Source organism: Streptoverticillium olivoreticuli subsp. olivoreticuli (assembly GCF_003391135.1).
GTDB lineage: Bacteria > Actinomycetota > Actinomycetes > Streptomycetales > Streptomycetaceae > Streptomyces > Streptomyces blastmyceticus.
This window is the reverse complement of the sequence record NZ_CP031455.1, coordinates 3294310-3309665: the sequence shown is the minus strand read 5'-3', so window position 1 is coordinate 3309665 and position 15356 is coordinate 3294310. Positions and strand designations below refer to the sequence as shown.

Here is a 15356-nt window from a genome sequence, read left to right as displayed (position 1 = left end):
CCCCTCGGAAGCGGAATGGGATGACTGAGCAGCGGGGGGCTGGCGGTGCGGAGTGCGGGAGCACTGCTGCGGTGCGTACTCCCATCGTCACTGAACGGTGTTACCAATGGATGACCAGTTGGTCAAACACCTATGAAACGTTGACGCGACCGATACCGTGCCCCCTTTCGGATGGGCGGGTATCGGCCGCGTCGGGACGTACACCGGGGGGCGGGTCGCTCAGACCGCCTGCGCCGAGGGGGCGGCGGCGCGCCGCTCCATCGCCTGCTGGAAGAGCCGGCCCGCGCGGTACGAGGAGCGGACCAGCGGCCCGGACATCACACCGGAGTAGCCGATCGCGTCGGCCTCGTCCTTGAGCTCCACGAACTCCTGCGGCTTCACCCAGCGCTCGACGGGGTGGTGGCGCGGGGTGGGGCGCAGGTACTGGGTGATGGTGATCAGCTCGCAGCCCGCCTCGTGCAGGTCGCGCAGCGCCTCGCTGACCTCCTCGCGGGTCTCGCCCATGCCCAGGATCAGATTGGACTTGGTGACCAGACCGGCCTCGCGCGCCTTGGTGATGACCTCGAGGGAGCGCTCGTAGCGGAAGCCGGGGCGGATGCGCTTGAAGATGCGCGGCACGGTCTCGACGTTGTGGGCGAGCACCTCGGGGCGGGCGGAGAAGACCTCGGCCAGCTGCTCGGGCACCGCGTTGAAGTCGGGGATCAGCAGCTCGACCTTGGTGTGGCCGCCCTCGCGCTCCGCCGTCATCGCGTGGATCTGCCGGACCGTCTCCGCGTAGAGCCAGGCGCCGCCGTCCTCCAGGTCGTCGCGCGCGACGCCGGTGATGGTGGCGTAGTTCAGGTCCATCGTGACGACGGACTCGCCCACGCGGCGCGGCTCGTCGAGGTCCAGCGCCTGCGGCTTGCCCGTGTCGATCTGGCAGAAGTCACAGCGCCGGGTGCACTGGTCGCCACCGATGAGGAAGGTCGCTTCGCGATCCTCCCAGCATTCGTAGATGTTCGGACAGCCGGCCTCCTGGCACACGGTGTGCAGGCCCTCGCTCTTCACGAGGTTCTGCATCTTGGTGTACTCGGGGCCCATCTTCGCCCGGGTCTTGATCCACTCGGGCTTGCGCTCGATGGGGGTCTGGGCGTTCCGGACCTCCAAGCGCAGCATCTTGCGTCCGTCGGGTGCGACAGCGGACACGTCCGGCTCCCTATGGCTTCGATTCTTCGGCGGACACCAGGGTACGCCCGTTAATTCGTACGTGTTTACGCGTATGGGGTGCGCGTGTGGGTTACGGGTGGGACAACCCGCGGCCGGTGGGGGCCATTCCCCCGTGCCGCCGGGCCGTCCCGGGGGAGCCGCTAGACGGCCCTCGGCAGCGGCTCCGCCGCCTCCAGGACCTCCCGCAGCCGCTTCTCCACCACGGGCACCACCTCGCTCACGGGCACCCGGCGCCCCAGCTCATTGGAGAGCGAGGTCACTCCCGCGTCCCGGATGCCACAGGGCACGATCCGGTCGAACCAGGTGTTGTCCGGGTCACAGTTCAGCGCGAAGCCGTGCATGGTCACGCCCTTGGCGATCCGGATGCCGATCGCCGCGAGCTTGCGGTCCTCGCCGCGCTGCCCGGCGTTGGACGGGGCGTACTCCGGGCCGTTGAGCCGCGGGTCGAACTCCTCGTCCGCCGGCCGCGGGTCGAAGTCCAGCTTCAGCCCGCCGACCGCCGGCTCCGCCTCCCGCGCGTCGCCCAGCACCCATACGCCACTGCGGCCCTCGACCCGGGTGGTCTCCAGTCCGAAGTCCGCGCAGGCGCGGATCAGCGCCTCCTCCAGGCGGCGCACGTGCGCGATGACGTCCACCGGGCGCGGCAGCTTCAGGATCGGATAGCCGACCAGCTGACCCGGGCCGTGCCAGGTGATCTTCCCGCCGCGGTCGACGTCGACGACGGGGGTGCCGTCCAGGGGGCGCTCGCTGTCCTCCGTGCGCCGTCCCGCGGTGTAGACCGCCGGGTGCTCCAACAGCAGACAGGTGTCCGGGACCTCGTCCGCGAACCTGGCCGCGTGCACCCGTCGCTGCTCCTGCCACGCCTCCTGATACTCGACGGCGTCCGCCCCGAAGCCCAGGTGGACAAAGCGCAGCTCACTCACGGCAGCTCCTCTTCGAACCTTTTCGAACCTTGCAGTGCACGGGTGGGTGCTTCCCGCACGTCCCACGCCGTCTCACGGCGATCGCGCACGCTGTCACTCACGCCCTTGCCACTGTACGGCGGACCGCCGGCACCGCCGCAGGCGGCCGGTCGGCCGCGGATCGGCCCCCTGGGTACCGGGAGCGCCTTCCATGCGTATTTGATCTGTCCTCACACGATCGGATGAATGCGGGGCGAAGGCGGCGATCGGGGCGTTGCGCGGCCGCTAAGTTCGCGCCGTTCCACAACGCGATCAGGGAGACCGGCAGGCTGATGACGGAACGACCCCCGCAGCGCATCCCCAATCGTCAGCTCGCCGCGCTGATCGCGGAGGCTGGCTTCTCCAACGCAGGGCTGGCTCGGCGCGTCGATCAGTTAGGGCTGGAGCACGGCCTCGACCTGCGCTACGACAAGACCTCGGTCACCCGGTGGCTGCGCGGCCAGCAGCCGCGCGGCACGACACCGGCGCTGATCGCCGAGGTCTTCACCCGGCGGCTGGGCCGGCGGCTGTCCGCACAGGACCTCGGCCTCGACGCGTGCGCGCCGGTGTACGCCGGGCTGGAATTCGCCGCTTCCCCGGAAGAGGCCATTGACATCGTCAGCGGCCTCTGGCGCAAGGACTCCGGGAGCCACACCGAGCTACGGAAGATTGCCTTCACCCCGGCGGGGCTGGTGGTGCCGAGCCGGGACTGGCTGATCGGCCGGGCCGACGACCGCGTGGCCCGCGGCGCGGCCCCCGTGCCCGTCACGGACGGTGGTGCCCGGGTGCCCGCGCAGGCCCGCGGGCTGCCGCCGCGCCAGCGGCACGCCGAGCGCGGGCCCGGCGGCCGGGTCTCGATGGGCGACATCGCGGCACTGCGGTCGGTGGGCGAGCTCTTCCGGACGCTCGACCACGCGTACGGCGGCGGGCACGCCCGGCAGGCCCTGGTGCGCTATCTGGAGCACGAGGCCGAGCCGATGCTCCGCGGCACCTACGGCGAGGCGGCCGGGCGGCGGCTCTTCGGCGCCGTCGCCGACCTCACCCGGCTCGCCGGGTGGACGTCGTACGACATCGCCGCCCACGGCCTGGCGCAGCGCTATTTCGTCCAGGCGCTGCGGCTCGCCCAGGCGGCGGGGGACCGGCCGTACGGCAGCTATGTGCTCGTGACCATGAGCAGGCAGGCGGTCTATCTCGGGCACGGCCGGGAGGCGGTGCAGCTGGCCCGGGTGGCGCAGCAGGGCGTGGGCTCGGGCGCGCCGTCCGTGGTGCAGTCGCTGCTGCACGCGGTCGAGGCCCGCGGGCACGGGGTGCTCGGCGAGGTGCGGGCCTGCTCGGCGTCGCTCGCGCGGGCGGAGCGGGCGCTGGAGAGCGCGCGGCCCGGCGACGAGGTGCCGTACTGGGCCCGGTTCTTCGACGAGGCGCAGCTGGCGGACGAGTTCGGGCACTGTCACCGCGACCTCCAGCAGTACCGGGCCGCGGCGCAGCACGCGGAGCGGTCCCTGCAGCTGCGGAGCGCGGCGTACGCCCGCAGCAGGCTCTTCTGCCGGGTGGTGCTGGCCACGGCGCGGCTGGGGCTGGGCGAGCTGGAGCAGGCGTGCGCGCTGGGCGCGGAGGCGGCGGCGCAGGCGGCCGAGATGCGGTCGGTGCGGGCGCTGGAGTACGTCCGCGACTTCGAGCGCCGGCTGGAGCCGTATCGCGACGCGGCCGCCGTCCGTGGGTACCGGGAGAAGGTCGCGATGCTGTGAGCGGGGCGGGCGGGGGTCCTGCCCCCGCCCGCGCCCGAGAGCCTTACGCCGCCTGGAGTTCGTCCGTGTCCTGGGGCGCGCGGATGCCCAGGTCGCGGAGGACCGCCAGCGCGGCGCGGCGGCCCGAGAAGAGCGCGCCCTGGACCGTGCTCGTGTCGCGGTGGTCGCCGCAGACGTAGAGGCCGGACAGCAGGCGGACCGGGCGGCGCACGTCGTGCGGGGCCGGCATGGCCGGGACCGCGTCGGCGTCGTGGTGGGCGGCCAGCAGCTGCCAGTCGGTGGTGGACGTGCCGTAGACCCGGGCGAGTTGGGCGCGGGCCGCGCGGTCCAGCTCCGCGGTGGGCAGCCCGGCCGCGGCCCCGAGCACCGTCGAGGTGATCAGCGCCCGGCCCGCGGGCGCCCGGGTGGGGTCGACCTCGCTGGCCACCATGGTGTGCGCGACGGGGCCCCGCCGCCCTCCGGCGATGATCAGCGACGCCCCGCGCAGCGGTGGGTCCGTGGCGGTGTGGTGCAGCACCGTCACCGGGTGGAACCCCGGCATCCGCAGGCCCGGGATCAGCTCCGCCGCGGCCCGGGCACCCGTGGCCACCACCACCGAACGGCAGCGGAACCCACCGTGCCCGGCCGTGTCGACGGAGGTGGTGCAGGCGGCCTCGGCGCGGACGCCCGTACGGACCGTGCCGGGCGGCAGCAGCGCGGCGAGCAGCTCGGGGACGGTGTCCGCGCCGCCCTCGGGCAGACAGAGTCGGCCGCGGGCGTAGCCGCGCAGCACCAGGTCGGCGCAGCGGCTGGAGGTCGTGAGGTCCGGGTCGCACAGCAGCGAGGCCAGCAGCGGGCGCAGGAAGCCCTCGACCGTGCGGGACGGCAGGCCGCGCCCCGCGAGGGTGTCGGCGGTGGGCCGGTCGGGGCGGGCGAGGACCCGGTGGGCGGGCAGGGCGGCCAGCCGGGCCAGGGCGGTGCCCAGCCGGGCCTGGTCGAGGCCGCCGACGCGGGAGGCGCGGGCGGCGGTCGCGAGGGCGCGGGCCGTGGTGAACGCGCGCTTGGTGTGGCCGGGTTCGCCGGTGCGCTGGTTGCGCCCGTCGGCGTGGACCAGGACCCCGGGGGCGAAGGGGCGCAGGGTGAGCGCGTCCAGGCCCGGGGTGCGGAGCAGTTCGGGGAAGGCGGTGTTGAGCAGCTGTGCCGTGCGGTCCAGCCGGAACCCGTCGATCTGGCCGGTCGTCATCCGTCCACCGACGTAGGGGGCGGCCTCCAGGACGGTGACCGTCACCCCGGCGGCGGTGAGCCGGTGCGCCGCGGAGAGCCCGGCGAGGCCGGCTCCCACGATGACGACGTCGGCGTCGTGTGCGGTGTCGCGTGCGCTGCTGAGCACGTGCCCTCCTGGGGTCGGTCCGCTCGCTCTGGGGCCTGATGCCCTCAACGGGCAGCGGCAATGCGCGATTTGCCTCGACCGTAGAGAGAAATTCGGTCAACAACAGTCGCGCACGGACAGAGCACGGTCGCACGGCGGTAGCACGTCCTGGAGGGCCGTGCCGGGGCCGTGTTCAGCGTGTGTCGGTCAGCGCCGCGCGTACGGCGCTTTCGACGTCCGGGAAGGCGAAGGAGAAGCCGGAGTCCAACAGCCGCCGGGGCAGTACGCGCTGGCTCGCCAGCACGTCAGTGGCCATCTCGCCCAGCGCCAGCCTGAGCGCGGGCGCGGGCGCGGTGCAGAGCGTCGGCCGGTGCAGCACGCGCCCCATGACCGCCGTCACCTCCCGGTTGGTGACCGGCCGGGGCGCGGTCAGGTTCACCGGCCCGGACAGCGTCCCGGTGTCCAGGAGATGGCGCAGGGCGGCGACGTGGTCGTGCAGCGCGATGAAGCTCCAGTACTGGCGGCCGCTGCCCAGCCGCCCGCCCAGGCCCAGCCGGAACAGCGGGAAGAGCTTGGCCCAGGCGCCGCCGCCGCGCGCCACGACGAGCCCGGTGCGCGCGAAGACGGTCCGTACGCCGGCTTCCGCCGCGGGCCCGGCCGCCTCCTCCCACTCCTGGCAGACGTCGGCGAGGAAGCCGTGGCCGGGAGGGGTGCTCTCGTCGGTCTCCCGGTCGCCGGTGTCGCCGTAGATGCCGATCGCGCTGCCGCTGACCAGCACGCGCGGCGGGGTGTCGAGGGAGGCGAGGGCCTCGGCGAGGGCGGCGGTGCCCAGCACGCGGCTGTCGCGGATCGTCTTCTTGTAGGCCGCCGTCCAGCGGTGGTCGCCCACGCCCGCCCCCGCCAGGTGCACCACGCCCTCGCACCCGGCGAGCCCGTCCGTGTCCACCCACTGCCGCCGGGGGTCCCACTCCACCTCGTCCGCGGTGCGGGGCGGGCGGCGGACGAGGCGTACGACGTGATGGCCGTCCGCGGTGAGGGAGCGTACGAGTGCCGTGCCGATGAGACCGGTCGAGCCGGTGATCGCGATCCGCATGTGCCTATCCTGTCGGGCCCTCACTGTTCCCTGAAGCGGGACCACAGTCTGGGGAAGCGTTCGGCCAGGGCGGACTCGTCCTCCAGGTCGAAGGGCGTGCCGAGGGGTTCGCGCGGCGGGGCGGGCAGACCGAGGTCCGGCGTCTCGGCGCCGGTCAGCTGCTCGTACGCCTCGTCGGCCGCGTAGCCCAGGTCCTCCCCGTCGCCGTCCACCTCGTCGTCGAAGCCCTCCAGGAGCTCCGCGAGGTGGTCGGGGTCGTGTATGCCGCCCTCGAAGACCTCCCGGCCCTGGCCGATGAGCCAGCAGCGGAAGTAGTCGAACGCGTCGTCGCTCGCGCCGTTCAGCAGCACGGACGCGGCGCCCCACAGGTCCCACAGATAGGACCGGTTGTAGCGCGCCTCGAAGTGCCGGGCGAAGTCCACCACGACGTCCGGGTCGAGCTGCATCAGCCGCTCGACCAGCAGGTCGGCCTGGTCCTCGGCGTCGCCCTCGGCGGCCTCGCGCGTGGCGTCGATCAGTTCCCAGAACTCCGTCTCGTCCATCACGGCACCAGCATCGGGCCAACCACCGGGCGCCGCACGTGGAGCGGACCGGATGCGGCCGTGTCGTTACCGGCGCGTCGCCCGAAGGGGATCTCGCGAATCAGGACAGGAGGTGTCCGGATTCGGTGGCAGGGTCGCCCGCGTAACGACCGGCAGGACATCGGTACGACGAAGGGACAGCAGAAGGTGAACACTCGGAGCACGGCGACCGGACCGCTGGCGGGCAGGGTCGCCCTGGTCGCGGGCGCGACGCGAGGGGCGGGCCGGGCCATGGCCGTGGCGCTCGGCGCGGCCGGCGCGACCGTCTACGCGACGGGCCGCACCACGCGCGAGCGCCGCAGCGAGGTCGGGCGGCCGGAGACCATCGAGGAGACCGCCGAGCTGGTGACGGCCGCGGGCGGCACCGGCATCGCCGTGCCCACCGACCATCTGGAGCCGGAGCAGGTGAGGGCGCTCGTCGAGCGGATCGACCGGGAGCGGGGGCGGCTCGACGTGCTCGTCAACGACGTCTGGGGAGGCGACCACCTGCTGGAGTTCGACACCAAGGTCTGGGAGGTGGATCTCGCCAAGGGCCTGCGCATGCTGCGGCTCTCCCTGGAGACGCACGCGATCACCAGCCACTACGCGCTGCCGCTGCTGATCCGGCGGCCCGGGGGACTGGTCGTGGAGATCACCGACGGCACGGAGGAGTTCAACGCCACCTACCGCGGGAACCTCTTCTTCGACCTCGCGAAGTACGGGCCGATCCGGATGGCGCGGGGCCTCGCGGAGGAGCTCAAGGACCACGGCGGGACCGCGGTCTCGCTCACGCCGGGTTTTCTGCGGTCGGAGGAGATGCTCGACCACTTCGGGGTGACGGAGGAGACGTGGCGCGACGCGGTGGCCAAGGACCCGCACTTCGCGATCGCGGAGTCGCCGGTGTTCATCGGCCGGGCGGTCGCGCATCTCGCGGCGGACCCGGACAGGGGGCGGTGGAACGGGGCTTCGCTGTCGAGTGGTGAGCTGGCTCGGGCGTACGGGTTCACTGACGCGGATGGGTCTCGGCCGGATTGCTTCGCGTATTTCAGGGATGTCGTGTTCGGGGGTAAGCGGGCGTCGGCGGCGGACTACCGCTAGCGCCCCTGCCTGCCCGCCGTTGCCGCCTGCGGCGGGAGCTCCCTGCGGGAGCGTCCTCAAACGCCGGACGGGCTGGATTTGCGCACCCCGGGGGGGACTGGGGGGCTTGCCCCCCCAGTTTCGGGAAGGGGCGGGGCTGGGGAAAAACCCGCCACCGGGCTACCGATAGAGCTCCGCGCCCCGCGCAACCGCATCCGCGAAGCGTTGGCGAAGTGGCAGTGGTTCTAATACTTCCGCTTCCGGGCCCAGCGCCAGAAGCTGCCCGTACGCCACGTCCAAGGACTCCACCCGCAGGGTGACGGTGAGCAGATCCCCCGCGTCGGAGGCCGTCGCGTCCTCGACCGCCTCAAGAGCGGCCGCGCGGTCGGTGACATGGGGGAGGAGCCGCACACCCTCGGCGGTCAGGCGCAGCCGTACCCGTTCGCGCAGCAGGGAGCGGGTGAACTCCTCCGCCTGCCGTTCCCAGAAGTCCGGCAGGTCGAAGGTCTCGGAGCGCAGGAAGCGGTCTTCCCCGGCCGTCACGGCCGTGAAGCGGTCCACTCGGTAGACGCGGAACTGCCCGTCCGCGCGGGCCGCCAGATACCAGACGCCCGCCTTCAGGACGAGCCCGTACGGCTCCAGCTCGCGCTCCACCTCGGTGTCGCGCCTGAGGTAGCGGGCCGTCATCCAGCGGTCGTCCCACACCGCGTCGGCGATCGCGGGCAGCAGCTCGGGGGGATCGGCCGGCTGCCACCAGCCGGGGGCGTCCAGGTGGAAGCGCTGGGCCGCGTTCGCCCCGGCGTCGCGCAGCTCGGGCCGGAGGGCGGCGGAGACCTTGAGCCTGGCGGCGGAGGCCGCGTCGGCGAGGCCCATCTCGCGCAGCGCGGACGGCACCCCGGACAGGAACAGCGCTTCCGCCTCCGTCCGCCCGAGCCCGGTGAGCCGGGTGCGGTAGCCACCGATGAGGCGGTAGCCGCCGGACCGGCCGCGGTCGGCGTAGACGGGGACGCCCGCTTCGGACAGGGCGAGGACGTCCCGGGCGACCGTGCGCTCCGAGACTTCGAGCTGCCGTGCCAGCTCGGACCCCGTCATCGACGTCCGGGACTGGAGCAGCAGCACCAATTTGATCAGTCGGGCTGCGCGCATGCGTTCATCATGCCCAGCGGCACCGGCATTACGATTTCCGGCTGCCCGGCGGTCGCGGCGACGACAGGACCCCGCGCGTCGGCCAGGGCATGGAAGACGCACGGGGTCCTGCCCTCACCGTCGAGCCCCGCCAAGTCACAGGACAGGGCGCCATGACGGGGCTCGCACCGGCAGGACCGGATGACCGGGACGCGAGGCGTCCCGCGGAGACGATACGCCTCTGATCGATGATCGATCAATGCCGGGTGCGGAAAAACTTTCCCGAGGAGCGGAGACAGGGGGGTCAGATGCGCGGAGCGCAGCTCAGCACGTGGGTCTTCAGCAGCTCGCCGATCTCCGGGTCGCGCCGCTTGAACGCCTCCACGATCTCCGCGTGGTCCTCGGCGTACGACCGCGGCTCCGGGCTCAGCCAGCGGATGGACAGCGTCGTCCACACCTCGATGCCCAGCGACTCCCAGGTGTGCAGCAGGACGGCGTTCCCGGCGGCTCTGACGATCTCCCGGTGGAAGGCCACGGTGTGCCGCACCTGAGCCTCCCCGTCGCCCGACCGGTCCGCGGCGTACAGCGCGGCCACCTCCGGCCGCAGCGCCGAGTCGTCCTCGGCGAGCGCGGGGGCCGCGAGCTCCGCGGCGACCCGCTCCAGGCCCGCCCGCACGGGGTAGCTCTCCTTGAGGTCGGTGGCGGTCAGGCCACGGACCCGTACGCCCTTGTTGGGCACCGACTCGATCAGCCGCAGCGACTCCAGCTCGCGCAGGGCCTCCCGCACGGGCGTCTGGCTCACCGCCAGCTCGGCGGCGATCCGGCGCTCCACGATCCGCTCGCCCGGCTGCCAGCGCCCGCTGATGATTCCTTCGAGAATGTGCTCGCGGATCTGTTCGCGCAGCGAATGCACGACTGGTGTGGCCATGGGGGCTCCTTAGGGGCGGGCCCTGAACGGACCGGACGTCATTATCCCGGGACGGTGGACGCCTCCGGCGGCCCGGCCGGTTTCGGGAGCGTAAAAGCCGCGCATGTGCCGAAGGGCGCGGCCCCGGTCCGTACCGCAGTACGGGACCGGGGCCGCGCCCTTCGAGCTGCCCTGGGAAGGCGAGGAGTTACAGACCGATCTCGGTCTCGAACTCGGCGGCCTCCAGGATCTCCTTGACGGACGTCAGGTAACGGGCCGCGTCGGCGCCGTCCACCAGGCGGTGGTCGTAGGAGAGCGACAGGTAGGTCATGTCGCGGACGGCGATGACCGTGCCCTCGGGGGTCTCGACGACCACCGGGCGCTTGACGGTCGCGCCGATGCCCAGGATGCCGACCTGGTTCGGGGGCACGATGACCGTGTCGAACAGCGCACCGCGCGAGCCGGTGTTGCTGATCGTGAAGGTCGCGCCGGCGAGGTCGTCCGGCGTGATCTTGTTGGAGCGGACCTTGCCGGCCAGCTCCGCGGTCTTCTTGGCGATGCCCGCGATGTTGAGGTCACCCGCACCCTTGATGACCGGGGTCATCAGGCCCTTCTCCGAGTCGACGGCGATGCCGACGTTCTCGGAGTCGAAGTAGGTGATGGTGCCCTCTTCGTCGTTGATCCGGGCGTTGACGACCGGGTGGGCCTTCAGCGCCTGGACGGCGGCCTTGACGAAGAACGGCATCGGGGAGAGCTTGACGCCCTCACGCTGCGCGAACGCGTCCTTGGCCTTGCCGCGCATCTTCATGATCTTGGTGATGTCCACCTCGACCACGGAGGTGAGCTGCGCCTGGCCGTGCAGCGCCTTCATCATGTTGTCGCCGATGACCTTGCGCATGCGGGTCATCTTGACCGTCTGGCCACGCAGCGGCGACGGGGCCGCGGCAGCGGCCTTCGGCGCGGCGGCGGGGGCGGCGGCCGGAGCCGGCGCGGCCTTGGCGGCCTCGGCGGCGGCGATGACGTCCTGCTTGCGGATGCGGCCACCGACGCCGGTGCCCTGGACGACCGCGAGGTTCACGCCGTTCTCGGCGGCGAGCTTGCGCACCAGCGGGGTGACGTAAGCGCCGTCGGTCGCGGCAGCGGCGGCCGGGGCCGGGGTGACGGGCGCGGCCACCGGAGCGGGCGCGGCCGGGGCCGGAGCGGCGACCGGAGCCGGAGCAGCGGCAACCGGAGCCGGGGCGGCAACCGGGGCCGGAGCGGCGACGGGAGCGGGAGCGACCGGGGCAGCCGGAGCGGCCGGAGCCGGGGCAGCGGCGACCGGAGCCGGGGCGGCGGCCGGGGCGGCACCCGCGGCACCGATGACGGCGAGCTTGGCGCCGACCTCGGCGGTCTCGTCCTCGGCGACGACGATCTCCAGCAGGACGCCGGCGACCGGGGCGGGGATCTCGGTGTCGACCTTGTCGGTGGAGACCTCGAGCAGCGGCTCGTCGACCTCGACCGTCTCGCCGACCTCCTTGAGCCAGCGGGTGACGGTGCCCTCGGACACGGACTCGCCCAAGGCGGGGAGCACGACCGGGGTGCCCTCGGCAGCACCGGCGGGGGCAGCCGCGGGGGCCTCCTCGACCGGGGTGGCGGGGGCGGCAGGGGCCGCGGCGACCGGGGCCGGAGCCTCGACCGGAGCGGCGGGGGCCGCGGCCTCGGCCGGGGCACCGGTGCCGTCGTCGATGATGGCCAGCTCGGCGCCGACCTCGACCGTCTCGTCCTCGGCGACCTTGATGGAGGCCAGGATGCCGGACGCGGGCGCCGGGATCTCGGTGTCGACCTTGTCGGTGGAGACCTCGAGCAGCGGCTCGTCGGCCTCGACACGCTCACCCTCGGCCTTGAGCCAGCGGGTGACGGTGCCCTCGGACACGCTCTCGCCGAGCGCCGGCAGTGTTACGGAAACCGCCATGGTTGCGGTTGCTCCTTACGAGTAGTGCGGATGGTGGTGCGCTCGGGAATTAGTCGTGCGCGTGCAGCGGCTTTCCGGCCAGGGCCAGGTGGGCCTCGCCGAGAGCCTCGTTCTGCGTCGGGTGCGCGTGGATGAGCTGCGCGACCTCGGCCGGCAGCGCCTCCCAGTTGTAGACCAGCTGGGCCTCGCCGACCTGCTCACCCATACGGTCGCCGACCATGTGGACGCCGACGACGGCACCGTCCTTGACCTGGACGAGCTTGATCTCGCCCGCGGTCTTGAGGATCTTGCTCTTGCCGTTGCCCGCGAGGTTGTACTTCAGGGCGACGACCTTGTCCGCGCCGTAGATCTCCTTGGCCTTGGCCTCGGTGATGCCCACGGAGGCGACCTCGGGGTGGCAGTACGTCACCCGGGGCACACCGTCGTAGTCGATCGGCACGGGCTTGAGACCGGCCAGTCGCTCCGCGACCAGGATGCCCTCGGCGAAGCCGACGTGCGCGAGCTGGAGGGTCGGGACGAGGTCGCCGACGGCCGAGATGGTCGGCACGTTGGTCTGCATGTACTCGTCGACCAGGACATAGCCGCGGTCCATCGCGACGCCCTGCTCCTCGTAGCCCAGGCCCTGCGAGACCGGGCCGCGGCCGATGGCGACGAGCAGGATCTCGGCCTCGAACTCCTTGCCGTCCGCAAGGGTGACCTTCACGCCGTCGGCGGTGTACTCCGCCTTCTGGAAGAAGGTGCCGAGGTTGAACTTGATGCCGCGCTTGCGGAAGGCGCGCTCCAGCAGCTTGGAGCTGTTCTCGTCCTCGACCGGGACGAGGTGCTTGAGGCCCTCGATGATCGTGACGTCGGTCCCGAAGGACGTCCACGCGGACGCGAACTCGACGCCGATGACGCCGCCGCCCAGGACGATCGCGGACTTCGGCACGCGGTCCAGGGTCAGACCGTGGTCCGAGGAGATGATGCGGTTGCCGTCGATCTCCAGACCCGGCAGCGACTTCGGCACGGAGCCGGTCGCCAGCAGGATGTGGCGGCCCTGGATGCGCCGGCCGTTCACGTCCACGGAGGTCGGGGAGGAGAGGCGGCCCTCGCCCTCGATGTAGGTCACCTTGCGGGAGGCGACCAGACCCTGGAGGCCCTTGTACAGGCCGGCGATCACGTCGTCCTTGTACTTGTGGACGCCCGCGATGTCGATGCCCTCGAAGGTGGCCTTGACACCGAACTGCGCGGCCTCGCGGGCCTGGTCGGCGATCTCACCGGCGTGCAGCAGCGCCTTGGTGGGGATGCAGCCGTTGTGCAGGCAGGTGCCGCCGAGCTTGTTCTTCTCGATCAGAGCGACGTCCAGACCCAGCTGCGCTCCGCGCAGGGCAGCGGCGTAACCGCCGCTACCGCCTCCGAGGATCACTAGGTCGAAAACGGTGCTGGCGTCGTTCGCCACGTCACGTCCTCCATGCATGGAATACGCCGGAGCCGGTCGTCTCTGACCGGGCGGCGGCTGTTGTTCGGCCGCTTTTGCTTCGGCCCTGGGTCAATGGGGCCCTGTCCTGCCGAGACAACATCTTCGCACTTGTTGACGGACGGCGGGACGCCGGGCGGGGGCTCCGAAGAGACTGATGCGTCACCTTCGGGGGTTACTCGCGCGTACGAGGTGTGGATTTCGTTACGGGCGAACGAATGCCGGGCGGCCCCGGGCGAAACGCTCGGGGCCGCACATTTCGTACGCGGGTCCGATCCGGCTCAGCCGAGGTCGCCGTCGGCGGTGTGCTCCGCCAGGCGGACCAGGGTGCGGATCGCGGAGCCCGTGCCGCCCTTCGGGGTGTAGCCGAAGGGAGCGCTCTCGTGGTACGCGGGACCGGCGATGTCCAGGTGCGCCCAGGCGATGCCCTCGCCCACGAACTCCTTCAGGAAGAGGCCCGCGACCAGGCCGCCGCCCATCCGCTCGCCCATGTTGGCGAAGTCGGCGACGGGCGTGTCCATGGCCTTGCGCAGCTCGGCGGGGAGCGGCATCGGCCACGCCTGCTCGCCGACCTCCTCGGCGATCTCGTAGAGCGACGTGCGGAACGCGTCGTCGTTGCTCATGACACCGAACGTGCGATTGCCGAGCGCGAGCACCATGGCACCCGTCAGAGTGGCGACGTCCACGATCGCGTCGGGGTTCTCCTCCGAGGCGCGGGCCAGGGCGTCGCCCAGGACCAGACGGCCCTCGGCGTCGGTGTTGAGGACCTCGACGGTCTTGCCGCCGTACATCCGCAGCACGTCGCCCGGGCGGGTCGCGGTGCCCGACGGCATGTTCTCGGCGAGGGCCAGCCAGCCGGTCACGTTGACCCGCACCCCGAGCCGGGCCGCGGCCACGACCGCGGCGAACACGGCGGCGGCACCGGCCATGTCGCACTTCATCGTCTCGTTGTGGCCGGCCGCCTTGAGGGAGATGCCGCCCGAGTCGTAGGTGATGCCCTTGCCGACCAGCGCGATCGTCTTCTCGGCCTTGGGGTGGGTGTAGCCGATGCGCACCAGGCGCGGCGGGTTCGCGGAGCCCTGGCCGACGCCCATGATGCCGCCGAAGCCGCCCTTGAGCAGCGCCTTCTCGTCCAGCACCTCGACCTTGAGGCCGTGCTCCTTGCCCGCGGCCTGGGCCGTGGCGGCGAAGACCTTCGGGGTGAGGTCGTTCGGCGGGAGGTTGACCAGGTCGCGGGCCCGGTTGATCTCCTCGGTCAGCGCGGTCGCCCGCTCGGCGGCCGCCTTGAACGCCTTGTCGCGGGGCTTGGCGCCCAGCAGCGCGACCTCGCCGAGGGGCGCGCTCCTGTCGGACTTGTCGGCGTTCTTCCGGCTGCCGTCGACGGGGGCGAAGGAGTACGAGCCGAGCAGCGCGCCCTCGGCGATGGCCGCGGCGGCCGCGGCGTCCTCGACCGGCAGGGCGAAGCCGGCCTTCTTGGTGCCCGTCAGCGCGCGGGCGGCGGAGCCCGCGGCGCGGCGGAGCGCCTCGTGGCCGTAGCCGTCGTCCTTGGCCGGGGCGTCACCCAGCCCGACCGCCAGCACGACCGGGGCCTTCAGCCCGGACGGGGCGGGGAGCTTGGTCGTCTCGCCCTCGCCGCCGGTGGCGCCGAGGGTCTCCAGGATGGCGGCGAGCTTGCCGTCGAACGCCTTGTCCACGGCTTCGGCGCCGGGTGCGACGATCGGGCCCTTGGGGCCCTTCGCCACACCGATGACGATGGCGTCCGCGCGGAGCGTCGCCGCACTGGAAGTGCTGAGAGTCAGAGCAGACACGGGGTGGGGTCCCTACTTCCGTTGAGTTCCTCGGCCGATGGGTGGGCCGACCGTACCCTGCGCATCGTATGTGTCGGTTGTTCTCTCCCCTCCGTGCCCCTGGGTGTAACTGGGGGTCGGGGTGCGGGTCGTTGGTTCC

The 15356-nt window shown here is 72.4% G+C and carries 12 protein-coding genes; 2 read left to right on the top strand and 10 right to left on the bottom strand.

What is annotated here, in order from left to right; all coding sequences use genetic code 11:
• Positions 1-219: 219 nt before the first annotated feature.
• Together lipA and lipB are read right to left on the bottom strand one after the other, a co-directional pair.
• A complete protein-coding gene (gene lipA / locus DXZ73_RS14040) occupies positions 220-1185 on the bottom strand; it encodes a lipoyl synthase (RefSeq protein WP_116211336.1) in 966 nt (321 codons plus the stop codon).
• A 161-nt stretch (positions 1186-1346) separates the two neighbouring features.
• The gene (gene lipB, locus DXZ73_RS14035; protein WP_116211335.1) at positions 1347-2129 is read right to left on the bottom strand and encodes a lipoyl(octanoyl) transferase LipB; all 783 of its coding nucleotides are present in this window, start codon (positions 2127-2129) and stop codon (positions 1347-1349) included.
• Positions 2130-2440: 311 nt separating this feature from the next.
• Between lipB and DXZ73_RS14030 the strand changes: the two genes are divergently transcribed.
• Positions 2441-3892 carry a regulator gene (locus DXZ73_RS14030; RefSeq protein ID WP_116211334.1) on the top strand — a complete coding sequence of 484 codons (1452 nt, stop codon included), beginning with the start codon at positions 2441-2443 and terminating at the stop codon, positions 3890-3892.
• Between the two features lie 43 nt (positions 3893-3935).
• On the opposite strand, the gene DXZ73_RS14025 is transcribed toward DXZ73_RS14030, so the two are convergent.
• From DXZ73_RS14025 to DXZ73_RS14015, 3 genes are all read right to left on the bottom strand, one after another.
• Positions 3936-5261, bottom strand: coding sequence for an NAD(P)/FAD-dependent oxidoreductase (locus DXZ73_RS14025; protein WP_116211333.1), 1326 nt, complete (start codon positions 5259-5261; stop codon positions 3936-3938).
• A 172-nt stretch (positions 5262-5433) separates the two neighbouring features.
• Entirely contained in the window at positions 5434-6333 is a 900-nt protein-coding gene (locus DXZ73_RS14020) for a TIGR01777 family oxidoreductase (protein ID WP_116211332.1), read from the bottom strand.
• Between the two features lie 20 nt (positions 6334-6353).
• Positions 6354-6875 (bottom strand): DUF4240 domain-containing protein, encoded by a 522-nt coding sequence (locus tag DXZ73_RS14015; protein ID WP_116211331.1) that lies wholly within the window; start codon positions 6873-6875, stop codon positions 6354-6356.
• 186 nt (positions 6876-7061) lie between these two features.
• On the opposite strand from DXZ73_RS14015, the gene DXZ73_RS14010 reads away from it, so the two are divergent.
• Positions 7062-7991 (top strand): SDR family oxidoreductase, encoded by a 930-nt coding sequence (locus DXZ73_RS14010; RefSeq protein ID WP_116211330.1) that lies wholly within the window; start codon positions 7062-7064, stop codon positions 7989-7991.
• Positions 7992-8150: 159 nt separating this feature from the next.
• Here DXZ73_RS14010 and DXZ73_RS14005 read toward each other — a convergent pair whose 3' ends face one another.
• The 5 genes from DXZ73_RS14005 to DXZ73_RS13985 all read right to left on the bottom strand — a co-directional run bounded on the left by DXZ73_RS14005 (position 8151) and on the right by DXZ73_RS13985 (position 15217).
• Entirely contained in the window at positions 8151-9116 is a 966-nt protein-coding gene (locus DXZ73_RS14005) for a helix-turn-helix transcriptional regulator (protein ID WP_116211329.1), read from the bottom strand.
• 283 nt (positions 9117-9399) lie between these two features.
• Entirely contained in the window at positions 9400-10023 is a 624-nt protein-coding gene (locus tag DXZ73_RS14000) for a GntR family transcriptional regulator (protein WP_116211328.1), read from the bottom strand.
• A 187-nt stretch (positions 10024-10210) separates the two neighbouring features.
• Positions 10211-11953 (bottom strand): 2-oxoglutarate dehydrogenase, E2 component, dihydrolipoamide succinyltransferase, encoded by a 1743-nt coding sequence (sucB, locus tag DXZ73_RS13995; protein ID WP_116211327.1) that lies wholly within the window; start codon positions 11951-11953, stop codon positions 10211-10213.
• Between the two features lie 49 nt (positions 11954-12002).
• Positions 12003-13391, bottom strand: coding sequence for a dihydrolipoyl dehydrogenase (lpdA, locus tag DXZ73_RS13990; RefSeq protein ID WP_162890161.1), 1389 nt, complete (start codon positions 13389-13391; stop codon positions 12003-12005).
• A gap of 299 nt (positions 13392-13690) precedes the next feature.
• Entirely contained in the window at positions 13691-15217 is a 1527-nt protein-coding gene (locus tag DXZ73_RS13985; protein ID WP_116211325.1) for a leucyl aminopeptidase, read from the bottom strand.
• Positions 15218-15356: the final 139 nt, after the last annotated feature.